This window comes from Timaviella obliquedivisa GSE-PSE-MK23-08B (assembly GCA_019358855.1).
In the GTDB taxonomy this organism is placed as follows: Bacteria; Cyanobacteriota; Cyanobacteriia; order Elainellales; family Elainellaceae; genus Timaviella; species Timaviella obliquedivisa.
This window is the reverse complement of record JAHHII010000010.1, coordinates 44,934-69,897: the sequence shown is the minus strand read 5'-3', so window position 1 is coordinate 69,897 and position 24,964 is coordinate 44,934. Positions and strand designations below refer to the sequence as shown.

The 24,964-nt window shown below is 49.2% G+C and carries 22 protein-coding genes; 15 read left to right on the top strand and 7 right to left on the bottom strand.

Going from position 1 to position 24,964, the window contains the following annotated elements; genetic code table 11:
- Positions 1-75: 75 nt before the first annotated feature.
- A complete protein-coding gene (locus KME11_16910) occupies positions 76-1,191 on the top strand; it encodes an FAD-dependent oxidoreductase (GenBank protein MBW4516893.1) in 1,116 nt (371 codons plus the stop codon).
- Here the strand turns inward: KME11_16910 and tsaE are convergent.
- On the bottom strand, positions 1,116-1,625 hold the full coding sequence (gene tsaE, locus KME11_16905) for a tRNA (adenosine(37)-N6)-threonylcarbamoyltransferase complex ATPase subunit type 1 TsaE (protein MBW4516892.1): 510 nt from the start codon (positions 1,623-1,625) through the stop codon (positions 1,116-1,118). The genes KME11_16910 and tsaE overlap by 76 nt on opposite strands.
- 153 nt (positions 1,626-1,778) lie before the next feature.
- On the opposite strand from tsaE, the gene KME11_16900 reads away from it, so the two are divergent.
- On the top strand, positions 1,779-4,406 hold the full coding sequence (locus KME11_16900; GenBank protein ID MBW4516891.1) for a chloride channel protein: 2,628 nt from the start codon (positions 1,779-1,781) through the stop codon (positions 4,404-4,406).
- A 299-nt stretch (positions 4,407-4,705) separates the two neighbouring features.
- Here KME11_16900 and KME11_16895 read toward each other — a convergent pair whose 3' ends face one another.
- The gene (locus KME11_16895) at positions 4,706-5,200 is read right to left on the bottom strand and encodes a redox protein (protein MBW4516890.1); all 495 of its coding nucleotides are present in this window, start codon (positions 5,198-5,200) and stop codon (positions 4,706-4,708) included.
- A gap of 120 nt (positions 5,201-5,320) precedes the next feature.
- Between KME11_16895 and KME11_16890 the strand changes: the two genes are divergently transcribed.
- Together KME11_16890 and KME11_16885 are read left to right on the top strand one after the other, a co-directional pair.
- Positions 5,321-6,196 carry a LysR family transcriptional regulator gene (locus tag KME11_16890; GenBank protein MBW4516889.1) on the top strand — a complete coding sequence of 292 codons (876 nt, stop codon included), beginning with the start codon at positions 5,321-5,323 and terminating at the stop codon, positions 6,194-6,196.
- 28 nt (positions 6,197-6,224) lie between these two features.
- Complete coding sequence (locus tag KME11_16885; protein ID MBW4516888.1) at positions 6,225-6,416, top strand: hypothetical protein; 192 nt, start codon at positions 6,225-6,227, stop codon at positions 6,414-6,416.
- A 64-nt stretch (positions 6,417-6,480) separates the two neighbouring features.
- Here the strand turns inward: KME11_16885 and KME11_16880 are convergent, their stop codons facing one another.
- The 4 genes from KME11_16880 to KME11_16865 form a co-directional block, all read right to left on the bottom strand.
- Positions 6,481-7,605 (bottom strand): CO2 hydration protein, encoded by a 1,125-nt coding sequence (locus KME11_16880; protein ID MBW4516887.1) that lies wholly within the window; start codon positions 7,603-7,605, stop codon positions 6,481-6,483.
- A gap of 64 nt (positions 7,606-7,669) precedes the next feature.
- Positions 7,670-9,157 (bottom strand): NADH-quinone oxidoreductase subunit M, encoded by a 1,488-nt coding sequence (locus tag KME11_16875; protein MBW4516886.1) that lies wholly within the window; start codon positions 9,155-9,157, stop codon positions 7,670-7,672.
- Between the two features lie 58 nt (positions 9,158-9,215).
- Entirely contained in the window at positions 9,216-11,099 is a 1,884-nt protein-coding gene (locus KME11_16870) for an NAD(P)H-quinone oxidoreductase subunit F (protein ID MBW4516885.1), read from the bottom strand.
- 304 nt (positions 11,100-11,403) lie between these two features.
- The gene (locus KME11_16865; protein MBW4516884.1) at positions 11,404-11,595 is read right to left on the bottom strand and encodes a hypothetical protein; all 192 of its coding nucleotides are present in this window, start codon (positions 11,593-11,595) and stop codon (positions 11,404-11,406) included.
- A gap of 304 nt (positions 11,596-11,899) precedes the next feature.
- Between KME11_16865 and KME11_16860 the strand changes: the two genes are divergently transcribed.
- From KME11_16860 to KME11_16820, 9 genes are all read left to right on the top strand, one after another.
- Complete coding sequence (locus tag KME11_16860) at positions 11,900-12,208, top strand: carbon dioxide-concentrating mechanism protein CcmK (GenBank protein ID MBW4516883.1); 309 nt, start codon at positions 11,900-11,902, stop codon at positions 12,206-12,208.
- A gap of 94 nt (positions 12,209-12,302) precedes the next feature.
- Entirely contained in the window at positions 12,303-12,644 is a 342-nt protein-coding gene (locus KME11_16855) for a carbon dioxide-concentrating mechanism protein CcmK (protein ID MBW4516882.1), read from the top strand.
- 27 nt (positions 12,645-12,671) lie between these two features.
- Positions 12,672-12,974: a EutN/CcmL family microcompartment protein gene (locus tag KME11_16850; protein ID MBW4516881.1), complete on the top strand. Its 303-nt coding sequence runs from the start codon at positions 12,672-12,674 to the stop codon at positions 12,972-12,974.
- A 116-nt stretch (positions 12,975-13,090) separates the two neighbouring features.
- Positions 13,091-14,818: a ribulose bisphosphate carboxylase small subunit gene (locus KME11_16845; protein ID MBW4516880.1), complete on the top strand. Its 1,728-nt coding sequence runs from the start codon at positions 13,091-13,093 to the stop codon at positions 14,816-14,818.
- Between the two features lie 89 nt (positions 14,819-14,907).
- The gene (locus tag KME11_16840; GenBank protein ID MBW4516879.1) at positions 14,908-15,498 is read left to right on the top strand and encodes a hypothetical protein; all 591 of its coding nucleotides are present in this window, start codon (positions 14,908-14,910) and stop codon (positions 15,496-15,498) included.
- A 54-nt stretch (positions 15,499-15,552) separates the two neighbouring features.
- On the top strand, positions 15,553-16,371 hold the full coding sequence (locus KME11_16835) for a BMC domain-containing protein (GenBank protein MBW4516878.1): 819 nt from the start codon (positions 15,553-15,555) through the stop codon (positions 16,369-16,371).
- A 58-nt stretch (positions 16,372-16,429) separates the two neighbouring features.
- On the top strand, positions 16,430-17,641 hold the full coding sequence (locus KME11_16830) for a glycosyltransferase (protein MBW4516877.1): 1,212 nt from the start codon (positions 16,430-16,432) through the stop codon (positions 17,639-17,641).
- Positions 17,642-17,703: 62 nt separating this feature from the next.
- Positions 17,704-20,373 (top strand): ATP-dependent chaperone ClpB, encoded by a 2,670-nt coding sequence (gene clpB / locus KME11_16825; GenBank protein MBW4516876.1) that lies wholly within the window; start codon positions 17,704-17,706, stop codon positions 20,371-20,373.
- A gap of 9 nt (positions 20,374-20,382) precedes the next feature.
- Positions 20,383-21,150: a PD-(D/E)XK nuclease family protein gene (locus KME11_16820; protein MBW4516875.1), complete on the top strand. Its 768-nt coding sequence runs from the start codon at positions 20,383-20,385 to the stop codon at positions 21,148-21,150.
- A 24-nt stretch (positions 21,151-21,174) separates the two neighbouring features.
- Here the strand turns inward: KME11_16820 and KME11_16815 are convergent, their stop codons facing one another.
- Entirely contained in the window at positions 21,175-22,350 is a 1,176-nt protein-coding gene (locus tag KME11_16815; GenBank protein MBW4516874.1) for an FtsW/RodA/SpoVE family cell cycle protein, read from the bottom strand.
- A gap of 136 nt (positions 22,351-22,486) precedes the next feature.
- On the opposite strand from KME11_16815, the gene KME11_16810 reads away from it, so the two are divergent.
- A complete protein-coding gene (locus tag KME11_16810) occupies positions 22,487-23,074 on the top strand; it encodes a Uma2 family endonuclease (GenBank protein ID MBW4516873.1) in 588 nt (195 codons plus the stop codon).
- A gap of 54 nt (positions 23,075-23,128) precedes the next feature.
- On the top strand, positions 23,129-24,964 hold the full coding sequence (locus tag KME11_16805) for an ABC transporter ATP-binding protein/permease (GenBank protein MBW4516872.1): 1,836 nt from the start codon (positions 23,129-23,131) through the stop codon (positions 24,962-24,964).

Below are 24,964 nucleotides of genomic sequence, written 5' to 3'. Positions count from 1 at the left end.
ACTAATTTGATAATCAATGTGTCTTAAGAAAATTAGCAAAACTATTACAGCTTCGATTGTCCCATATTCTACAAAATGTCAGCAGAGATGGAAGGAGCAGTGCAGAGCCAGTTTGACGTAGCAGTGATAGGAGCAGGTTTAGCGGGTTTAGTCTGTGCCCAAGCGCTTCAGCAGCAAGGATATCGCGTCGTTGTGATTGAGAAATCACGCGGGCTGGGCGGGCGGTTGGCAACGCGTCGGTTGCCCCAAGCGTTTGCAGATCACGGGGTACGGTGTTTGCAAGTACAGGGGAATCTGTCGCAGCAGTTGATTCAAACGCTATGTGCCCAAGCCGTGATCGAGCCTTGGACAATGGAAATTAGTGAGTGGAGTCCCTCTGGAATATCAGCAGGTTTAGAAATTCAGCACTATGCATCTCCTAACGGCATGACAGCAGCGGCTAAATTTCTATCCAGTGGGCTGGAGATTTATCGAGGACAGCGGGTACAGTCTGTGACGTTTAACCAAACTTGGGAGCTAACGCTGGAACCTGCAAATGTGGAGATGATGCCAAATTTGGGGGCGAAGGCGGTAGTTGTGGCGATTCCGGCACCGCAAGCGCTGCTGCTGTTGGAGCCTTTGGCAGAGACTTTAGAAAAATGGGTGAGAGATGACTTTTGGGCAAAGCTTCGATCGCCTACCTTCGACGCTTGTTTAACGGCGATCGCCACCTATCCTCCGACACTTGACTTGCCTACCTGGAAAGCCCTGACATCCTCGCAAGATGCCGAAATTGCTTGGGTCAGCTTTGACAATAGTAAGTTTCCTGATGCCACCCATCCAGTTTTGGTGGTGCAAAGTAACGCCGCCTTTGCCAAACAGCATCTAGAAACGGATGACTTACAGGCGATCGGGCATCATTTGCTGGGTCGCATCAAGGAACTCATCCCCGATCTGCCGACTCCCAACCTGCTGCAAGTCCATCGTTGGCGCTATGCGTTTGCCCAGAATCCTTTGGCTGAAACCTGCCTTAGTGCAGCGCCATTGCCCTTGGTGTGTACGGGTGATTGGTGTGGCGGCAAGCAGATAGAAAGCGCTTTACAATCGGGGTTAGCAGCCGCAGGGGCGATCGCTCATCAGCTATCTAGCGCGTCTATTTCTAATTCTGTAGCCAGCTTCAGCGAACTCCTGAACTGCATTAACTGCGCTTGAGCAATGTCTCCCATCGCCTTGATGATGACCTGCCTGCCGCCAGCCTCAACCCAGGTCAAGTGAATGTTCCAGTAATTTAACGGCAAATGTCTCAACCGTTCTGCCCACTCGATCGCCACAATTCCTAGGGGAAACTCTGTGCCATCCCAGTAACTTTCCAAATACAATGCCTCTACTTCTGACGGCTGCAATCGGTACAAGTCAAGGTGATAGAGCGGAATGCGACCTTCAGGATACTCGTTTAGCAAAATAAAGGTGGGGCTACTAATTGGTTCGGTAATTCCTAGCCCTGCGCCAATGCCCTGCACCAAGGTTGTTTTACCGCTGCCTAAATCGCCTTCTAGTAACAAGATGGAACCAGGAAGGAGCGATCGCCCTAAAGCAATTCCTAAGTTACGAGTAGCTCTCTCATCAGCCAGTAAAAAAGAAATCATAGAAAACCATTCCATCGAAAACTTTTAGGCGTAGCGCTTGCGTGCCGACCCCGAATCCTTGCTATTTTAATGCGATCGAATTCTGGGAAATCCTTAGATTTGTCTCTCGATCGTGCAAGATGAAACGTAAAAAGTCCTTTCCATCTTTTTCTAATGTGGATCATTTCCCTGCCTCACCAAATCCGCTATTTGTTGATTGGGCAAAAAAAGCTTGCCATCTTTGAAGCCTGTGTAATTGGGCTAGTCTCTGGACTTGCCGCAGTGTTGCTTAAGCATGGCATTGGTGCGGTCGGAGCTTGGCGAGTGCAGACATCGTACTTGGCTCCAGCCTGGTTAGTGCTGCCAGGAATAGGGCTGATGGGCGGATTATGCTCGGGCTGGCTCATTGCGCGGTTTGCACCAGAGGCAGCGGGAAGCGGCATTCCTCAGGTCAAGGCAATGCTGGGAAATGTGGCGATCGCCCTTAATCTGCGGGTGGCGATCGTCAAAATGGTTAGCGTCATTCTTGCAGTCGGTTCAGGATTAAATCTAGGACGACAAGGTCCAACGGTACAAATTGGCGCGGCGCTGGCAGCCCAACTCAGCCGTTGGATTCCCACCTCACCCGAATATCGGCGGCAGTTGATTGCAGCAGGAGCGGCGGCAGGGTTGGCGGCAGGGTTTAATGCGCCGATTGCCGGAGTGCTATTTGTGGTGGAAGAGTTTCTGCAAGATTTTTCGGGTTTGACTTTAGGGACAGCAATTTTAGCTTCATTTATTGGGGCAGTGGTATCTCGACTATTAGGCGGACAAGGGTTGAGCCTCAGTCAGGACATAGGCGATCGCTTCACCAGCTTTTCGCTGCAAGACGTGCCGTTTTTCTTAATTCTGGGGCTATTGGCAGGATTGCTAGGGGCACTGTTCTGTCAAGGAATTTTTGCCAGCATGACATTTAACCGCCACGTGCTAAAAGTTAGCCTGCCCTGGAAGATTGGTCTAGCGGGGTTACTTTCGGGCATGGTGGTGGCAGCGCTTCCTCCAGAGTTTCGAGATAACACAGCGTTGCAAGAGTCGCTGAGCATGGGAAATACGCTGTGGTACGTGACACTGCTGGCGTTTGGGGTTAAGTTTTTTTTGACGATGATTGCCGCTGGGTCAGGTGCGCCCGGCGGGTTGTTTGCTCCCTCCTTAATTTTGGGAGCAGCATTAGGACAGTCAGTCGGATTTATGGCATTGGCGTTAGAACAGTGGGTTGGCATCCCGTTAGGATTTCCGGCTGGAGTTAGCCCAACGACGACCTATGCATTGGCAGGAATGGGAGCATTTTTTAGTGCCGTGACGCGCGGTCCGATTACCGCGATCGTCATTGTCTTTGAAATTACTGCCGACTTTAATTTAGTGTTACCGCTGATGATTGGCTCAGTGGTTGCTTACTTAATTAGCGATCGCATTGCCCCCGGCTCAATCTACGGTCGGCTGCTGGCATGGAACGGCATTCATATTACGCAAGACTCAGCGATCAGTGATTCTTGGGCAGAGTTAACGGCGGCAGATTTAATGCAGCGTCGAGTCGAAACGCTCTCAAGCCACATGACCTTAACCGAGGCAGTGCAAGCTTTTTCGAGTTCTCATCATCGCGGCTTTCCCATCGTCGATGACGGTAAATTGATTGGCATTATTACGCAGACTGATTTGTCAGATTTATCACGTCGTCCCGCAATTAAGGATGGAGAAATCACGCTGGCAGACATTATGACTCCTCAGCCTGTAACAGTGAATTCTCAAGACCAGTTAACGCAAGTTTTATATTTGCTGAACCGTTTTAAACTCAGTCGTTTACCTGTAACAGAGGGACAAAAGCTTGTGGGAATTATCACGCGGGCTGACATTATTCGCGCTGAAGCAGACCAGCTTAATGCCGAAAACCAGTTTGGTTCTCCGTCTGAGCCCTCTTACGTGGTTTATCAAACCCGATCGCCTGCTACGGGTTCTGGGCGTATGCTGGTGCCGTTAAGTAACCCTCAAACCGCGCCAATGCTCATGAAAATGGCAATGGCGATCGCCAGCGATCGGAACTACGAGGTGGAATGTCTGCAAGTGATCACCATTCCAAGAGGAAGTTCCCCATCAGAAGCGATAGTTCGCACCACCAGTGGACGCAGGCTACTCCGCCAAGCCGAACAGATGGGACGCGACCATCAAATTCAGGTTCACACCCAACTCCGCATTGCCCACGATGCCGCAGGAGCGATGCTAGAGACCATTAAAGACCGACATATTGATTTACTGCTGATGGGTTGGAAGGGCAATACCAGCACTCCAGGTCGAGTATTTGGAAACGTGGTCGATACCATCATTCGGCAGGCAGCTTGTGCCGTTGTTTTAGTGAGGTTAAATGAAGCCCCAACCTTTAACCGTTGGCTCGTTCCTATGGCAGGCGGTCCGAATGCACAACAAGCGTTAAAACACCTGCCTGCCCTTTTGACTTTAGGAACCCTTACCAGCGTTCGCATTTGTCAAGTATTTCCAACCCAACCTTCTATAGAAGACGCAGTAGGACTTCATCAAACAGTCAAGAAGTTGTCCAATGACCTAGAAACAGTGGTGATGGCGCGATCGCTCTGGAATAGTTCGGTAGCAGACGCAATCACGCAACTAGCTCGACAAGAGCACTGTGATGTGATGATGTTAGGAGCCAGCCGAGAAGGATTATTGCAGCAGGTTTTGCGAGGAAATGTGCCAGAAGCGATCGCCCGTGACACTAACTGCACAGTGATTTTAGTACGAGGCGCAATTACCTGATCATTCTCATTTCAACCCGTCATTAAGCCTTGAGAAGCCCAGTCTTGATTTATTATTCCCCTTCAACTTCCCGCATCAGACGGCTATGTCTCCCCCACCACCCAGCAAAAAGCACTCCAGAACCCAAATTTAAGAACCTGAATTAACTCTAAATAACGAACGTACAAACTCAGCCATCCCTTTCGGGGGGCGTGGGGGAGTTAGGACCCCACATCGCGGGGGTACGGGGGGAAGTCCCCCGAATTGCGGCACAGCCGCCCACCATCCAAAGCATCCCACTCAAGCAGCACTCAAAAACCTCAAGCAACCCGCAACCGCCCAAACTCCTCAAATCCATGAGTCTTTGGAGCCGGAGCACCCCTAGCCGTCACTCGCCAAAGCCGAGGAATTTCGCCGCTATTATAAACCCGAAACTCACTCGCCACCGTCGCCCGAGCAGTCCGCACCGCTTGATTTAATACCAAAGAACCTTCTTGATCAGAAACAGATCGGTGAAAGGTGCCCGGAGGAATTTGGAGAATATCTCCATTTGCCTTCAGCCGCACAATGTGAAACGGGATTTTCCACGAAAAATTGACCAGGTAAAAAGTTCGACCACCCGTCAACGCCAACAGATTATCCTGCTGATTAGGGTGTAAATAAAACTGCCAGTGACCCGCAGCGGAGTTATTAGGACTTACTGCTGCGCCTTCATGAAACACTAGATCTCGCGCATTAGAATTGGCGATCGTGATATCAAAAAAACGGACGCTAGGAGTATCTCGAAACTTTTGGTAGGGGATGAGGGTAAACATGACACCGGATAAAAGATTACGATACGTTAACAGTCATGACATCACGTTAACCTCGGCATCTTTTAAGAAACAAAACCGATCCCGACTCCTATCTATGCAGAAACTGGATAGATGCATTCTATAAACATTTTCCACCTACAGATTTTATTGACCGTAGTAGAGGAGAGCAGTTTCTCGACAGCAGCCTTAAAGTGCGATATTTCACAATCTGCTGTAAGCCGGGCGATCGCCGCCCTCGAAGACCACCTCGGCGTATCGCTCCTAACGCGAGGACGGTTCGGTGCCCGTCCTACCCCAGTCGGCGATCGGGTAATTGCCCACGCCCGCCAAATTCTTCAATGCTGCGAAAGCATCGACTACGAGGTCAACCTGGCTAAAGGACTACAAGGCGGCAGCGTCCGAGTAGCATCTTTTCGCAGCGCCGCCACTCATCTATTGCCACCGCTCATGGTGCAGTTTCGTCAGCGTTTTCCCCGCATTGAAGTGACCCTAACGGAGGCAGATCCTTTAGGGGTAGAGCGGGCACTGCGCGAAGGACAGGTTGACATCGGCTTGGTACCCTTACCTCGCTCGGAAGAATTTGATACGTGGGAAATTGCTAGAGATGAGTTTGTGGTGCTACTCCCAAAGTCGGCAGAAACAGTTTCTCCAACCCTGACCTGGGAAGAACTATCGACCTATTCCTTCATTTTGTATAACTATGCTGAATGCACCTCAGCAGTGCGTAAGCATTGGGCAAAGTGGGGGCAATCGCTAAAAGTAGCGTATGAAATTAAAGAAGATTCCACCATTGTCAGCATGGTGGCACAAGGGTTGGGGGCAGCGATTTTGCCCAAACTAACCGCCATGCCAATTCCCGATGGCATCGTGGTGCGATCGCTTCCAGAACCCCTAGAGCGAGTCGTGGGTGCGGCCGTTTTAGCCAGTACTCTGCATCCACCCGCAGTCTTTACATTTTTAGATTTACTGCGCAAAACTGGAATGTTTACTTTGTAGGACTTACGTAGGAAGAGATCTGTAGACAATGACAATCTTACTAGCGGAAACGCAACGCCTAAAACCGCCACGATCGCCAACGGAATTTTTGACGGTTGCCCATTTATTAACAGCATGGCAGGCGCACCCAACCACCCTTCAGAACGACGCTGACACCAAAGCACCAGCCCAAACGCACAGCAAAATCACAATCGAACAAGCGGCTAGCATCACTAATTGATTTGCCAAGCCAAGGTATTTACCCATATGAATCGAAGTTCTTATTCAAACTGAATCCAGCAATTTTACTGAATGCTAGATAACCGTGAATCTACCAGTCGATCCATCCATCCTTCTAAATACTGCCGATTCACCCGTTGTTGCTGCAAATCAGTGGCATCCGGATGAGGCATCAAACCCAAAATGACAGCCGTCGTGACACAAAACATTGACTTTTGAAAACTTATACAAATTTTCACTCGCAGATCATCTTCACCCCGTAGCCCCTTGCGATAAAACTGACGTAGATAATCTGGTAAATAGTGCGTCATATCTTGCATGAGCAGCGTTGGCGGAATGCCTGCCCCACCCACAGGGAGCGGATCAGCGTACAGTACCCCGTAATTAAAGCCTGCCTGCTCATCGGGAATTTGTCCTGCTTGAGCATTGTAAGAGACTGTACCAAAGAAGGGAAATGAGCGGAAAAAGACTGCCTCAACGTAGGGCACAGCCGTATCCATTAAAAACTTTAGCCCTGCGGATTCGGGAATAATATCGTAAGTTTTGCCTTTAATTTCTACGGCGTAGGTAATGGGCTGATTCGCTGCCGCAACCAAACCTTGCAAAACGTGATCCACGACATCGGTAATGGTTTTGATCTCACCTTGGTCATAGCGATCGGAAAGATTTAAGAACATCTCACTCATTACGTTCCAGAACTGCCCTAAAGCGCTGTAATAAGCCAAAAGACGGACTTGTTCGGGCAAAAAATCAGGAAGCAGAGAATTGATAGCGCCCATCGGACTACTACTTACTTTAGCCGCGATCGCCCGTCCCACTTTTTCATCAAATTCAGGGCTATCTAAATAAGCATCTAACGTCGTGCCGCCATGCCAAAACATCGCCTTCATGCAGTATTCAGCAAACTCGTAATTGATTCGATCGTGCCACCAATGCCTCAATAGCTTGTTAAACGTGACTTCTCCATTGAAATATTTGAAGAATGGAAACAGCACTAAAAACTGGTGGTCGGCAATATAAGTCAAATTGCGATGATAAGCTCCTATCACTACTCCGTAGCTTTTGAGCACGCCAACCACTTCCATTAAATTCTCTGGCGATTCTGGCAGCAAAGCCCCGCCGTTTTCTAGGCGATCGATAATATGAGCGAGGGGATGGGTTGAAGCAGGTAGGTTAAGAGTTGGCAGCATCGGAGGGATAAAATTTAGGGTTAAAAATTGAATTCAAAAAGTCAAGACGATAGGATAGCCAATTTCATTTTACCGAAACCTCTAACGCCACATGCCCAGCGATCGGAGCTAACGCCGTTGTGGTTGCCTCACTCCACCGCAACATCCAGTTGGGTTGTAGCCCTAAAGCAATAATTAAAACCGTCACGATCGCTGAAGGTAATCGATCTTGCCACCGCACACGCGGCAAATTTGCCAGCGTTTCTGGCAACCGCCCAAAAAATGTTCGGTTAATCAAGATTAAGAAATACACAGCAGTTAAACCCGTCCCCACCATACACAGCAGAGTCGGCACTGGAAACACTGGAAAACTACTGCGGTAAACGATGAACTCAGCAATGAACCCTACCATTCCTGGAATTCCAGCGCTTGCCATCGCACCCGCGACCATAAGACTACCAATCAACGGCATCCCGCGCTCTGGATTCAGCAAGCCTTGCAAAGCATTAATATCACGGGTTCCGGTTTTAGAGTAGACTACGCCGACCAACAAAAATAGCAGGGCAGAAATTAAGCCGTGGCTGATCATCTGGGCAACTGCACCCAATAAGCTAAGCGGAGTTGCGGCTGCACTTGCTAAAAGAATGTAACCCATGTGCCCAACCGAGCTATACGCTACAGTTTTCTTCATGTCAGTTTGGGCGATCGCTGCCAAAGATCCGTATAGCACGCTGACTACAGCCAGCCACGCCAGCCACGGCGATAAAACCTGCCAAGCATCAGGAAACAACCCTAACCCAAACCGCAGTAACCCGTAGGTTCCCAGCTTCAACAGCACGCCAGCGAGTAGCACTGATGCAGGCGTTGGCGCTTCAACGTGAGCATCGGGGAGCCAAGTGTGGAGAGGAACAATGGGAATTTTAATGCCGAAGCCAATAAATAGAGTGATCAACAGAATCAGTTGACTGCTGAGCGGTAAAACTTGCGATCGCAGCACCTCATAGTCAAAGCTCGACGAGCCACTGAGAAACGACAACCCAAAGAACGCTGCCAAAATAACCACACCCGAAAAAGCGGTATAAATTAAAAACTTGGTAGCGGCATACCCCCGACGCGCACCACCCCAAATCGCAATGATCAAATAGAGAGGAATTAACTCCACCTCATAGAACAAGAAGAATAACAGCAGGTTTTGCGCTAAGAAAGCACCTGCCACCGCTCCACCCAAAACCAGCACCAAAATGTAATAAAGCCGAGGGCGACTAATCTGAGCATCGCTGCTGTAAATTGCAATCCAGGTCAGCAGGCTATTCATCAGCATCAACGGCATCGACAGTCCATCCACCCCTAGCTGATAGGTCAAACCCAGACGTTCAATCCAGGGGAGTGATTCTTGCATCTGGAAGCCAGCTTGCCCAATGTTGAACTGAGTGGCAACGTAAATCGACCAGAATAAAGTCAGTGTGGCGATCGCCAGTGCCAACTGACGGGCACGGCTGGGCAGCAATGGCTGAGGATACAGACCAATCAACACAACACCTAAAAAAGGTGCCCAAATCAAAGGGCTTAGCATGATAAATCCTGTGGCTTAGAAAAGCGAACGGGGCAAACGTAATCATTAAAATCACAGGCTAAATAGCGCGAAAGCTAAAAGCCTGGGCGATCGCCGTCAGGGGCGACCCTAAAAACGACCAGCTTAACGCTGTCAATGCAACTAGCACACCGGTAAACAACGTCAGTAGATAATAACGAGACTGACCTGAAATCGTATACTTCAAACTCTCGCCGCTAAAAATTGAAGCAACCCCCATGAAATTGACCAGACCATCAACAATGTATCGGTCAAACCAAGCCGTTAGCCGCGAACTCTGCACGACCCCCAACACGACACTGATCTGATACAACCGCTCCATCCGAAAGTCATATGCCAAAATATCTCGAATTGGCTTGCTGACTAGATCTACTGGTTTTTCCCAGCCCGGATTCAGATAAATCAACCCGCCCAAGCCACAGCCGATCGCACTAGACAGCACCAACAATCCCATCGCCGTCCAGTTTAGGGTTTCCCAAGTGGGTAGTAGCTGGCACTGTTGCAACATTAGGGGAGCCAGCAGCGTAAACACCGTCATTGCCACCATTGGCACCGCCATTAACCAAGGAACCTCGGGAGCTCGGCGGGTTTTAGGTTGGGGCTTGCCCCCAAACATTAGCCCGTACACCCGCACTAAGTTAAATGCTGTCATCCCATTGACTAACAGCAGCACACCCACCGACCAAAAACTTGTTGCCCCCAGATCATCTGCCCATTCCAGCATCGCCCAAAAGCTGCCCAGGGGAATAAGCGCAATGGATGCCGCCGCACCAACGACAAAGGCTGCCGCCGTCGCAGGCATTCGTGAGGCTAACCCGCCCAGTTCGCGTAAGTCTTGAGTGCTAGTAGTGAGAATCACCGAGCCAACGCTCATAAACATTAAGGCTTTACTAATGCCATGGGCAAAGAGAAATAGCAGCGCTACATCACTTTGCTGCATTCCCACCGCGACAAAGACCAAACCGAGGTAAGCGCTCGTGGAGTGGGAGAGCGATCGCTTCACATCGACTTGGGCGATCGACACAAAAGAAGCCCCGATCGCAGTTAGCGTCCCCAGCACAATCAGTGCATTCAGTGCTACAGGCGATAATGCCAAGATTGGCTGTAATTGAATCAATACATATGCCCCAGAAGCGACTACTACTGAGTTCCGTAAAATAGAAGCCGGGTTAGGGCCCTCCATGGCTTCATCTAACCAGAGGTTTAGCGGAAACTGAGCGCATTTCCCAGTGGGCCCAGCAATTAGAGCTAGTCCCAGAAGCGTTGTGGTAAGCGGAGCCAACTCAGCCGTTTGTGCCCAGGCTTCTAGATCAGTAAAGTTCAAACTGCCTGCCTGGGTCGAGAGCCCCACGACTCCCATCAGCAGCAGCAAATCGCCCACCCGTTTGGTCAAAAACGCATCTCGCGCCGCAGTAACCACTAAAGGCTGAGCATACCAAAATCCCACCAACAGATAAGTTGATAAGGTAAGCATTTCTAGCAGAGCATAGCTTAAAAACAGCGAATCGCTAAGGGCAATACCGCTCATTGCCGCCTCAAAAAAGCCCATGAGCGCATAGAACCGAGCAATGCCCCAGTCTTTTTCTAAATAGCCCAGCGCAAAAACTTGTGCGACTAGGCTCAGTGCCGTGATCAGCAACGCCGCTCCTATACTTACTGCCGAGATTTCTAGCGCAATAGATAGATCAAGATCAACCACATGGAGCCAAGGAATAACCTGGCGCTGCGGCGGCTGATCCCAAACTGCCTGAAGCACAAGGGCGCTATGCACCAAAGCCAGGAAGGTCATTAGTACATTAAAATAAGCCGCAGGTCGAGGCCCCGTTCGTCGAACTAGCCCCACTGACCAGGGTAGGGTCAAAATTGCACCAATAAGACCGTAGAGAGGAACCCACCAGCTAGTCTGAGCGAGGAGCTGATTCATCAAGCGCTTTCCTTAAACAAAAAATAGTTGTTAAATGTAGCCATAGCCTGAGAAAGTCATTCCTACACCTGACAGAGCGCCCCAATAGGAGAGAGTAGGACGATCACCCTCTGATGTGCCCGCATAGGACGTTCAGGGAAACAGGTGTAGACTTTGAAATTTCTGCTAGATAATATGTTACCAGTTTTTAATAAACTCTTTATATTGTCTCGTTTTCTAATTTTGTCTAACAAAATGTTGAGCTTAATTACCGAATGTTTTGGACAAGATCAAACAAATAATCATTGACTTATCGATGATATGATTAGTTCTCATGGCGGACTAAATTAAAATCGTTGACAGTCGTAATTTGGAAGCAGTACCGAGGATATCTCATCAAAAGCTTCATCATTTTTAGATGAGCCGTTTTTGATAGGTTTTCAAAATATTTTTCCAACGTAGTTAGTTGAGAAATGCTGCGATCGCAGTTCTTCTTAAGCCAACTGCCTTTTGTCATGTCTCAAGGTTTCCACTGTCCACAGGCAACCCAAAACAGCTTCTATTGTTGTTTTTAGCCCTCAATGGCTGAACGAAAGCAAGGAGAACAGGGTTGAATGTGTGAGCTTTTCCAATAACTCAGAATTATCAATGTTATAAAAACAATCATTCTGAATTATATTGCCAAAGATCAAAGCAGCCTTGTATGGTTAATTTGGGAATTCTGAAATGCTTTTCTGAAAATCCAAAGTCGGGTCTTCCGTTGAAATTTTCAGTCACTATTTACTTCTGTTCAATGATACGTCTCTCGTAGGAAATAAGCGATGCCAATTGCGGTTGGAATGATTGAAACAAGAGGGTTCCCTGCTGTTGTAGAAGCAGCGGATGCCATGGTCAAGGCAGCTAGGGTTACCCTAGTCGGTTACGAAAAAATTGGAAGTGGTCGCGTTACCGTCATTGTGCGGGGTGATGTTTCTGAAGTTCAGGCTTCTGTGGCTGCTGGCATTGAGAACGTCAAGCGAGTCAACGGTGGTGAAGTGCTATCAACACACATCATTGCGCGTCCCCACGAAAACCTTGAGTATGTTTTACCAATTCGCTACACCGAAGCGGTAGATCAGTTCCGCTCATAGAAACTATCCGATGGGTCATCTCTGGCTCATGGGATTAATTATTTATGCAGCAAATTTTGATTGTTTACAGAATCACTGGAAGGGAGATTTCAAGATGGCGATCGCAGTTGGAATGGTAGAAACATTAGGCTTCCCCGCAGTTGTGGAAGCAGCAGACGCAATGGTGAAAGCCGCCCGCGTTACGTTGGTCGGTTACGAGAAAATCGGCAGCGGTCGCGTCACTGTGATCGTCCGAGGTGATGTTTCCGAAGTGCAAGCTTCGGTTGCAGCTGGCATTGAAAACATTAAGCGGGTCAATGGCGGACAAGTTTTGTCTACCCACATTATTGCGCGTCCCCACGAAAACCTAGAATACGTCCTGCCTATCCGTTACACCGAGGCTGTAGAAGCATTCCGGGAAAGCGTCAGCGGCATCCGTCCTATCGGTCGCCCCTAATAGCGAGCTTAGCAGCGAACTAATCTGATGCAAATCGCGAGAGTTTGTGGCACCGTTGTCAGCACCCAAAAGGAATATAGCCTAACGGGCGTTAAGTTCCTGGTCGTGCAGTACATCGATGATGAAGGGCATCCGGTTCCCGGTTACGAGGTCGCAGCGGATAGCGTTGGAGCAGGCATTGATGAATGGGTATTAGTGAGTCGGGGGAGCGCCGCTAGGCAGACTCCCGGTGGCGATTCTCGCCCTCTTGATGCCTTAGTCGTTGGCATTATCGACACTGTTAGTGTTAATAACCTCCGGTTCTATGACAAGCGCGACCGCGATCGGTAGCCTGCAATGGGTAAGTTAAGCGATTTTCTCTGAGGGATAGGCACTTGTTTTAATCCGTTTTATTCAGAGAAAATCCTTAAAAATCGAGCTAATTTCTGCCCCTTCAGGAGAAGTCTATGGTTAGCGGCTTGGCTGCACCTCTAAATCCTTGGTCTAGAAGTCTTCCCAAACCCAAAATTGATGAAACTGCCTACGTGCACTCTTTCTCAAACATCATTGGGGACGTGACCATTGGTGCAAACGTCATGATTGCACCGGGAACTTCCATCCGTGCCGAGTTAGGGAACTCCTTTCATCTAGGCACCGGCACAAAGGTTCAAGATGGGGTAGTCATTCATGGGCTACAGCAAGGCAAGGTTGAAGGAGATGACCAAAGTCCTTATTCTGTTTGGGTTGGCAGAAATACCACGATTACCCACATGGCGCTGATTCATGGCCCCGCTTATGTGGGTAACGATTGTTTTATTGGCTTTCGATCGACTGTATTTAATGCTCATATCGGTGATGGCTGTGTGGTGATGATGCATGTCTTAATTCAAGATGTGACCCTTCCCCCAGGAAAATATGTTCCCTCTGGTTCCATCATCACAACTCAGCAACAAGCCGATCGCCTGCCCAACGTACAGGCAGAAGATCGTCAGTTTGCCACCCAAGTGGTAGGCGTTAACGATGCACTTAGGTCTGGCTATCACTGTGCTGAGAACCTAGCCTGCATCACTCCAGTTCGTACGCAGTTAGAAAAAGCGTTGAATGGGCACAGTGCCCCAGACGCTTCCAGTCCAGCCAGCGATTCCAGTTCCTCTACCTCTAATTTCAGTCAAATGCAAAATACTCGTTTAGATCCAGCAGTCGTAGAGCGTGTCCGTCAACTCCTTTCCCAAGGCTTAAAGATTGGTACTGAACATGCCGATCCGCGTCGTTTCAAAATCAATGCGTGGCATAGCTGCACGCCCAGTCAGTCTAGCCGTGAAGGAGATGTATTGGCTGGGCTAGAGAAATGTTTGTCAGAGCATAGTGGTGATTACGTTCGTTTGTTTGGAATTGATACTCGGTTAAAGCAGCGCGTCTCGGAGCTTGTCATTCAACGCCCTGGCGATGCCGCTCTAGGTCGGGTTTCTGCTCCTCCTAGTTCCTCTAGCCATACTTCCAGCCACAATAGTTACAGTGCGCCCAAAAGCTATAACCATGCGCCCAGTGGCTCTGGTTTGGCTCCTGAAGTCATTGAAAAAATCCGTTATTTTGTGTCTCAGGGTTACAAGTTAGGGACTGAGCACGCCGATCCACGTCGCTTCAAGATTAATGCTTGGAATAGCTGTTCACCCATTCAAGCCAGCCGTGAATCAGACGCGATCGCCGCTTTGCAAACTTGTCTGGCTGAGCATAGCGGTCAATATGTTCGCCTTTTTGGCATTGACACTAAAACCAGATCTCGTGTTTCTGAAGTCGTGATTCAGCGTCCCGGTGGCGCTCCTACTAGCAACGGTCATGCTGCACCTGCCTATGCATCTCCAGCCCCCAGCAATAGCTATGCTACTGGTAGTGGCTATGGTTCTAGCGGAAGTAGCAGTAGTTCTGGCAGCAACGGTAAGAGTCATCTTAAGCCTGAAGTTGTTTCCCAAGTTCGGCAAATGGTGTCTCAGGGCTATAGAATTGCCGCCGAGTACGCCGATAAGCGCCGTTTCCAAACGAGTTCTTGGACAAGCTGCCCACCTATTCAAGGCGGAGATGTGGTCAATGCCCTCGAGCGCTGTCTAGCAGAGAATAGTGGCGCGTACGTTCGTGTGGTTGGTATAGATACTAAGACTAAACGGCGAGTGTCCGAAATCATTGTTCAACGACCGTAGAGAAGCTAAAAGCTTCCAACTCTTCAAAAGAGCAAGAAGCTTTTAGCGTTAAAATTTCGGAATCTTATCCACCTTAACAGCTTTATCGAATGCACCTGCCGCGATCGCCCTTGATCAGCGATGACCACTTGTACATCAGTGGCAATGTCACCCTTGACGCCAGGGCAGTGATCGCGCCTAATGTCATGCTTCAAGCTGATTATGAGTGTCATTTAATCATTGCTGCTGGAGTCAGCATTGGTAGCGGCTGCGTGCTTCATGCCCACGGCGGTACTTTGGAAATCGATGTTGGAGTGACTTTAGGCAGTGGCGTATTGGTTTTAGGCAGCGGCAAAATTGGGGCGAATGCTTGCATCGGTTCCAGAGCAACCGTGATGGATAGTACTATTGAACCAGAATATACGGTTCCGCCTGGCGCTATAATTGGCGATCGCAGTCGTCAAGACGCTTCGACTCAACCTCAAGATTTTTCTACCCCTCCATTTGTTGCAGCCGAAGCCCCATCGCCAATTTCATCTCCAGCCCAAGCCGAAAATAGTGATGCTGTCCCTGCGAAGGAGAACGGCAAAGCCAAGCCAGTTCATGGACAGGTCTATCTCGAACGAATGATGGTGATGATGTTTCCCCATCAACAAAAGCTCGAGAATCAAAAACTCGATAATCCATCCTCAGACGATTAAATCTCTTAAGATTAAGAAGACCGCCCCACTTCGGGAGCTACTTGGAGAAGCACAATGGAGGCACGAGACTCAGCCCTCGCTAAGCAATCTGCACCCCGGCGCACTGCTCCGCAGATACCGCAAGGGTCGCAGCAGCAGCCGATTGTCAGTGAAAGTGCGCTGGGCATGGTTTCGACCCGCAGTTTTCCGGCGATCGTGGGCACTGCCGACATGATGCTGAAGTCGTCGTCTGTGCGTTTGGTGGGTTACGAAAAAATTGGCAGTGGGTATTGTACTGCCGTGGTGCGGGGCAGAATTTCTGACGTGCGGATAGCTGTAGAGGAAGGAGCCGCTGTTGCTGAGCAATTTGGACAATTCATCTCAAAATCTGTGATTTCTCGCCCGCTAGCCAATCTTGAGGTGGTGCTGCCGATCAGCGGTCGTTTAGCAAAATATGTCTCAGAACAAGGCTATAGTCGCTTGAGTGATCTGGCGATCGGCTTGCTTGAAACCCGTGGATTTCCGGCAATGGTGGGCGCTGCTGATGCCATGCTCAAGGCAGGAGATGTGCAGTTAGCAGCCTATGAAATGGTAGGCGATGGCTTGTGTACTGCCATTGTTCGGGGGCGCGTGTCGGATGTGGCGATCGCGATTCAAGCGGGAATGCACGAAGCCGAGCGCATTGGCGAACTTCATGCCGTTATGGTGATTCCTCGCCCCCTCGAAGATTTGGAAGAAACCTTACCTGTTGCAAGCTGCTGGATTGAAAAACCCGTGCCGATCGCCATTCCTCTCGACATCAAGGAAGCCCATAAAGAGCTAGCAGCGCAGGAAGCAGAAGCGCAGATCCAAATGCCTGATTTACGACAGATTCCAATCGATCGCGATGATTAGCTTGTTGGAAGTTTTAGGAGCGCGGGAACCTTAGAGGTGGCGTTTCGGGAACTCTCGCATGACCTCTCCAGCTTTAGGAAAAATTGCCGTCTACTATCCTGCTTTTTTGGGTGGCGGAGCGGAAACTGTGGCGCTGTGGATGTTAGAAGCGCTCAAGGAAAAATATGAATTAACCTTGTTCACCGTCTCAGACATTGACTTTGAACGGCTAAATGCAATGTATGGCACCACCTTAAACCATCAGAAAATTCGGGTAAAATCTTTGTTTCCCAAGTTTTCTAACTCTATTACAGATTTTCTAATTGCTAATAATAAGCAGATTAGAATGCTGTTGTTTCACCTTTCTATCCGCCACATTAAAGCACGCCAAGAGGATTATGATTTATTGATTTCTGCTTATAATGCGGCTGATTTGGGCAAAAAAACAATTCAATACATTCATTGGGTGAAGGTATTAGAAGGAAATTGGTGGTGGGAAAAAGTCTCTAATTTTTCGATCGCCCAACTTAAAAAAAACCCATCCCTTTCTAATTCACAGCTTGTGCATGAAACTGTTCTAAAAACATATGGCATCGATTCGACTGTTCTGTATCCCCCTGTAGTATTAGATATTCCGAATAAAGCTCAAATGGACAAGGAAAACGCTTTTATTTGTAGTGGCAGAATTACAGAAGCAAAGCAACCTGACCAAGTGATTAAGATCCTTCAACAAGTAAGAGCGCAAGGTTTTGACGTTAAGCTGCATTTGACTGGCGGTGGCGGTGGCACCTATGCGCTGAAGTATGAGCGATCGATTAAAAAACTAGCGACAGAGAATGCTGATTGGATCACCTTGTACGAAAATTTGGAATATGCCGACTACGTTAACGTGGTGACCCGGTGTAAATATGGGATTCATTATAAAAAAGAGCCGTTTGGAATCTCGATCGCTGAAATGGTGAAAGCGGACGTTATTCCGTTCGTGCGCAGCCAAGGGGGACAGGTGGAAATTGTGGGCGCTCAGAATCAGGAGTTGTTGTTTGGAGATGAAGCAGAAGCGATCGCCAAAATTATTGCAGTGCTCAGCAGCCCTGAAAAGCAATCTACCCTTTTAGAATCCTTAAAAGCACAGAAGCAATTATTCTCAACTCAGCGATTTATGGCAGAAATGACAAAGTTTGTGGATGATTATTTTGAGCGCGACAGCGGCTTAACAGGCTTAACAAAAGAAGAAACAACGCCATCACTTCTATTGAAGGAGGCAATTCAAACAGGTCAGCGGGGAATCTAGTCGGAGATTGATATACTTAAAGTCTCGAAACGCTTATTTATATAAACTCCTACCTGTTGAGTATGCAGCCCACTGACCCTAGCAAGTTCACCGAAAAAGCCTGGGAGGCAGTCGTTAAGTCCCAGGATGTCGCCCGTCGCTTCAAACATCAGCAGCTAGAAGTGGAGCACGTGGCGATCGCCCTTCTCGACTTAGAGGGAACTGCCAATAATATGTTGCTCAAAGCAGGACTCGAGCCAATTCGCCTCAAACAACAGATCGAAGCCTTTGCCCAACGCCAACCCAGAGTACCCGACGAAAACGGACAGCTTTATTTGGGGCAAGGACTCGATACTTTGCTCGATAATGCCGAGTTTTCCCGGAACTCAATGCAGGATGATTTTATTTCGGTAGAGCATTTGCTGCTGGCGCTTTCCGAGGACGATCGCATTGGTCGCCGTCTCTTTAAATCATTCGAGGTCGATGTTCGTAAGTTAGAAGCTGCCATTAAAGCGGTGCGAGGCAGCCAAAAGGTCAAGGATCAAACGCCTGAATCAAGCTATGCCGCCCTCGAAAAATATGGGCGTGACTTGACTGAGCAGGCGAAAGCCGGAAAGCTTGATCCGGTAATTGGGCGCGATGAGGAAATTCGGCGGGTGGTACAGGTGCTATCGCGGCGGACGAAAAATAATCCGGTGCTGATTGGCGAACCGGGCGTGGGTAAGACAGCGATCGCGGAAGGGTTAGCCCAGCGCATCATCAACGGCGACGTGCCCGAATCGCTTAAAGATCGCCGCCTGATTAGCCTTGATATGGGTTCGCTGATTGCCGGGGCAAAGTATCGGGGCGAGTTTGAAGATCGGCTGCGGGCAGTGCTGAAAGAAGTCACGAGTTCCGCTGGACACATTGTGCTATTTATCGACGAACTTCACACCGTGGTTGGAGCCGGATCATCGACAGGCACGACTGATGCTAGTAATCTGCTCAAGCCGATGCTGGCACGGGGCGAATTACGCTGCATTGGCGCGACCACGATTGACGAGTACCGCAAGCATATTGAGAAAGATGCCGCACTAGAACGTCGGTTTCAACAGGTCTACGTCGGGCAGCCCACTGTAGAAGACACCATTTCAATTTTGCGAGGGCTGAAAGAGCGCTATGAAGTTCACCATGGCGTTAAGGTGGCAGATTCGGCGCTGGTCGCTGCTGCCACCCTGTCCGATCGCTATATTAGCGATCGCTTCTTGCCCGACAAAGCGATCGATTTGGTAGACGAAGCCGCCGCCAAGCTAAAGATGGAGATTACCTCCAAACCCGTCGAGCTAGAAATTATCGATCGCCGTCTGATTCAGCTTGAAATGGAAAAGCTGTCTTTAGAAGGGGAAGGACAATCGGCGATCGCTGTAGGATTCTACCGTACCTCCAAGGAGCGCCTTGAGAAAATCGAGCAAGAAATTACCGACCTCAAGCGCGATCAAGACAAACTTAGCTCCCAGTGGGGCTCTGAGAAAGAACTACTATCGGCAATCAACGCGCTTAAAGAAGAAGAAGAGCAACTGCGGCGGCAAATTGAGAAGGCTGAGCGCGACTACGACCTCAACACTGCCGCCCAGCTAAAATATGGACGATTAGAAGCCGTTCATCGTGAGCTAGAGAAAAAAGAAGCCAGCCTTGTCGAAAGTCAAACTCGCGGGACTTCACTGCTCCGAGAGCAAGTCACCGAGGCAGACATTGCCGAAATTGTTGCCAAGTGGACAGGCATTCCCGTCAACCGTCTCATGGAATCGGAGCGGCAAAAGCTTTTGGAACTAGAAAGCTATTTGCATCAGCGTGTCATTGGTCAACATGAAGCCGTTGAAGCTGTCTCCGCTGCTATCCGCCGCGCTCGGGCTGGCATGAAAGATCCCGGTCGTCCTATTGGTTCTTTCATCTTCTTGGGTCCCACAGGAGTTGGCAAAACCGAGCTTGCTCGCGCCCTGGCTGATTCTTTATTCGACAGCGCCGACTCCATGGTGCGGATTGACATGTCAGAGTATATGGAAAAACATTCCGTTAATCGCCTAGTGGGTGCGCCTCCAGGATATGTCGGCTATGAGGAAGGTGGGCAGTTGTCGGAAGCTATCCGTCGTCATCCTTACTCAGTCTTACTGCTAGATGAGATTGAGAAGGCGCATCCTGATGTTTTTAATATTCTGTTGCAAGTGCTAGATGACGGACGAATTACCGATTCTCAGGGCAGGACAGTCGATTGTCGCAATACGGTTGTGGTCATGACTAGTAACATTGGCAGTGAACATATTTTGGATGTTTCGGGGGATGACTCGAAGTACGAGGAAATGAGAAAGCGTGTAATGAAGGGATTACAGTCTCATTTTCGCCCAGAGTTCCTCAATCGGGTTGATGACATTATTATGTTCCACGCCCTAAGCCTTAAGGAACTGCGGATGATTGTAGGCATTCAGCTTCAGCGCATTCATCGGCTGTTGGCTGAGCAGAAGATTAGCATTGAGCTAACCACTGCTGCCCAAAATCATATTGCTGATGTGGGGTTTGATCCAGTTTATGGGGCGCGTCCTTTGAAGCGGGCAATTCAAAAAGAATTGGAAAATGCGATCGCCACTAAGCTGCTAGAAAATACCTTCATCGGCGGCGACACGATTCAAGTCGATGTAGTCGATCACAAGCTAACTTTTACTAAAAAGGTTGTCAAAACTAGCAAGGCAATCGCTAAAGATAAAGTTGCCGAAGCCTAGGAAAACGCCATGCTGCTCCGTCTTGCCCAGGGACAACTTAACCTGCTCACTACTTGTCCTCGGAAATTTCAGCACACCGTCCTTGATCAATTTAGTACGCCGACTTCGCCCGAACAGCAAGACCACATTAATCGGGGCAACCGTTTCCACTTGCTCATGCAGCAGCATGAATTGGGGTTGAGTCGTGCTTTGTCTACTGATCTAGAAGAGCGACAATTACAGCAATGTGTCGTTGATTTGGTTCAGGCTGCCCCTGATTTGTTTGCTCCTGCAAGGCTACGGCAGAGCGAACATCGTCGGACATTGGAATGGAATGGATATGCGATCGCCACTATTTACGATCTTCTCATCCTTCACGATACTCAAGCCCAAATCGTCGATTGGAAAACCTATCCCCGTCCCCAAAATGCCGAGCGACTGGCAAAAAACTGGCAAACCCGGCTCTACCTCTTTGTCCTGACAGAAACGACAGATTATGCTCCGGAACAACTCTCAATGACCTACTGGTTTGTAGAACCTGGCAAAACTCCTCAAAGTTCGCGGTTTGAATATAACGCCACTCTTCATCAACAAACCCAGCAAGATTTGGCGCAGATCTTGTCACAACTGACAGACTGGTTAAAACTTTATGCCGCAGGTGATTCGTTGCCGCAAGTCGATGAACATCAAGGCTACTGCCCAACCTGTCCATTCGTGGTGCGCTGTCAAAGAACCCAACAGGCAACCGATGTTCTGCTGCCTATTGCCGAAATTGAAGAAGTCGCGATCGGCAGCTAGGCAGCTAGGCAGTTAGAGGCGCAGTTAGAAACTGACGCTACCCTCAGTCCGTCGTCTTCGCATGGGCAAAACCTCAGCGCCACCCTCACGGGCAACCCGCACCAATAGCCCCGCTGTCAGCAAGCTGGAAATCATAGAGCTACCGCCATAGCTAATCAGCGGGAACGGGAGTCCAGTTGTGGGTAGTGCGCCTGTTGCTACCCCAATATTTAAGAGCGCTTGCCCTACTATCAGCACCATTACCCCGATCGCGATTAAGCGATGCACGGGTTGTGTTGTCTTGATCGCTACTCGGAGGGCGATCGTGGCATAAGCCGCTAGCATGAGGAACAGCAGCATACAGCCCAAAAAACCAAACTCTTCGGCAAACACCGCAAAAATAAAATCTGTATCTTGAATGGGCAGATAGAACAGCTTTTGCTGAGACAATCCAAACCCGGTTCCGGTCAACCCTCCAGACCCGATCGCCAGTAAGCTTTGAATCAACTGATACCCATCTCCAGTTGCATCCTTCCAAGGATTAAGAAAAGAAATCAACCGCCGCCGCTGATAGGTTTTAATGCTGACACTGACGATCGCCGCCATCAAACCCACCCCTGCTGCTCCAAACAAGTACAGATAGGGTAAGCCCGCCGCCAGCGCAATTAGCCAAATCACCATGCCACAGAGCGCAGTCGTACTCAAGTTAGGCTGAAGCAAAATACCCACCAGCACTAGGCAAAAAATAGCCATCCAGGTCAGCCGAACCCGCCAACTTAAGTGATTCCATTGCCCAAAGATGCGGGCGCTTTGCAGCACCAAAAACGGCTTCATTAACTCTGAAGGCTGGATGCCCACCGACCCGATCGCCAGCCATCGCGTTGCCCCATTAGTACTAATTCCTAACCCCGGAATCAGCGTTAGCAGCAGCAGTCCGAGCAGCAGCAGTACAACCCAATTTGCCCACCCCAGCACCATCCGCAAAGGCGAATGCACCAAAATATTGAAGCCCAACATGCCAATGGTGATCCAGACCAACTGAATTTTAAAGTAGTGCAGACCATCATCAAAACGGGCATCAGCAACGGCATAGGAAGCCGAGAACATGACCGCCAGCCCGATCGCCAGCCACAAAAAGGTAATCCATCGCAGTAACCGAGCTTCTAAAGCCCAGTCTTGAGTTGAGGAATCGAAGAAGGGAATGAGGTAGCGGAGTTTCACAGCCTTGCCCGGAAAAGTTGCCTATAAGAGTAACTCAGGTCGAAGGAATTATTGCAAATATTGAGCGAAATAAAGCAGCAAAGGCTTTTTCGGTTAGAAGGTAAAATTAAGGCTACGGCGCACTGAGCAGGCAACTATGCGAACTTTTCTTCTTGAGCAGCCTACCGAGCAGCGGATTCTTTATCAGGGAATTAGTTGGCACCAGTTCAAGCTAATTCAAGCAGGCTTTGCTGAGTCTCCAGGCATTCGGCTGTCTTACTATCACGGCGCGATCGAGATTTTTATGCCGGGACGTGAACACGAGGTTTTTAGTCGGCTGATTGGGTTTCTGATTGGGCTGTTTTGTCTAGAAAAAAACATTGAATTTGAACCCACTGGAGCAATGACCCAAGAGCGAGAAGGAGAAGTGTCTGCCCAAGCGGATGAGTCCTACTGCTTTGGAGAGTCTAAGCCTATTCCTGATCTGGTAATAGAAGTCGTCTTTACCAGTGGTGGAACCCAGAAGCTTCAGCGCTATCAAGCCTTGCAAGTGCCCGAAGTTTGGTTCTGGCAAGATGGACTATTCAGTCTCTACCATCTTCGCCAAGATCACTATGAGAAAATCACCTATAGTGAAATTTCAGAACTTGCATTACTAGATATCAACTTACTGACTCGCTGTGTATTAATGGCTCAAACATCCCGACTAGAAGCAGCCAACGAGTTTCGTAATGCGCTGAAATAAATCCCGTTAAGAACCTGCGTTACAGTAGGGAGCGTGCGTTCTCCCCCCATTTCCATGACTCCGGCATCCTCTCTCCCTGAAACTGAACCTCAGCGTCAGCCCAAACAGACTGACTTACGACTGTTTAAGCTGCTGATTCCCTACGCCAAGCAGAATAAGAAGCTGCTGAGTATTTCCTTAGTATTGCTCTTGCCTTTGGCGATCGCGGGTTCTGTGCAGCCCATCATTATTGGGCAAGCTGTCGCCTTGGCTAAACAAGAGCCAGTCATGGCATTTTTGCAAGGGCGATCGCTTCTTGAGGGTGCTAGGGTTCTCATTGGTTTATTGGCAGCGACGTTGTTAGTGCAACTCTCGCTGAGCGGATTCCAAGGCTACTTAGTGCAGGTTGTCGGACAAAGAATCACTGCCAGCATCCGCAATGATCTGTTTGAGCATGTCACATCTCTCGCGACTCGGTTTTTCGATCGCACTCCCGTCGGGCGGTTGATTACGCGCCTCACCAGCGATGTTGATGCCTTGGGTGACGTGTTTTCGACTGGCACCATCGGCATTATTAGCGACTTGCTGACGATGGTGGTAACCATTACAGCAATGGCATTGTTTGAGTGGAAGCTGACATTGATGCTGGTGCTGTTGTTATTGCCGATTACGTGGCTGATTGTCTTTTTCCAGGGGCGTTATCGCATCTCTAATTACGCGGCACGAGAGGAGCTTTCGGCGCTGAATTCGACGTTGCAAGAAAACATTGTGGGCATTAATGTCGTGCAATTGTTCCGTCGGGAGCAGTTCAACTCCCAGATGTTTCGGACGATTAATTTACGCTATATGACCGAGGTCGATAAGACCATTTTTTACGATTCGGCAGTGTCGGCAACCCTGGAATGGGTGTCATTGGCGGCGATCGGCGGCGTGCTTTGGCTAGGCAGCATTCTCATTCTTCGACAAGAACTGAACTTCAGCATTCTGACCACGTTCATCCTCTATGCCCAAACTCTGTTTAATCCCTTACGACAATTTGCCGAACGCTTTACCACTGTGCAAGCGGGACTCACCGCATTAGAACGGGTCAGCAACATCTTAAACGAACCCGTCGAGATTCGTGATCCAGAGCAACTTTCCTCTACCTCAATCAAAGTGCCGTCCCTTCGAGACGATTCTACGCCTGGAACCATCCAATTCGACCAGGTTTGGTTTGGTTACAAATCCGATGAATTCGTCTTGCGAGATCTTAATTTCACGATTCATCCTGGCGAAAAAGTGGCGCTGGTCGGTCCGACAGGAGCCGGGAAAAGTTCAATCATTCGCCTACTTTGTCGGTTGTACGAAGTGAGTAAAGGGCGCATTTTGTTAGACGGACAAGACATTCGGGATATGCCCCAAGGAGAACTGCGGCGACGGATGGCAGTTGTTTTGCAAGATGGCTTTTTGTTTGCGGGGGATGTGAAGGGCAATATTTCCCTGGGTGAGTCCTACTCAATGGCAGAAATTCAGGCGGCGGCGAAGCAGACGAACGTTGATCAGTTCATTAACAAACTGCCCCAAGGCTATGACACGCCGCTTCGTCAACGAGGAACTAATCTATCGGGCGGCGAGAAGCAGCTTTTGGCGTTTGCCCGTGCGGCAATTCGTAATCCTGGAATTTTGGTGTTGGATGAGGCGACCGCAAATTTAGATGTGGGTACTGAGTCCACTATTCAAAAGGCATTGGAAACGCTGTTGGTCGATCGCACCGCCATTATTATTGCCCACCGACTTTCGACGATTCGGAATGTCGATCGCATTCTCGTTCTCAAGCAAGGTCACCTTGCAGAATCAGGAACCCATGAGGAGCTTTTGGAGCAAGGTGGACTTTACTCCAGCCTATATCGCTTGCAAATGCTGGAGACTTGA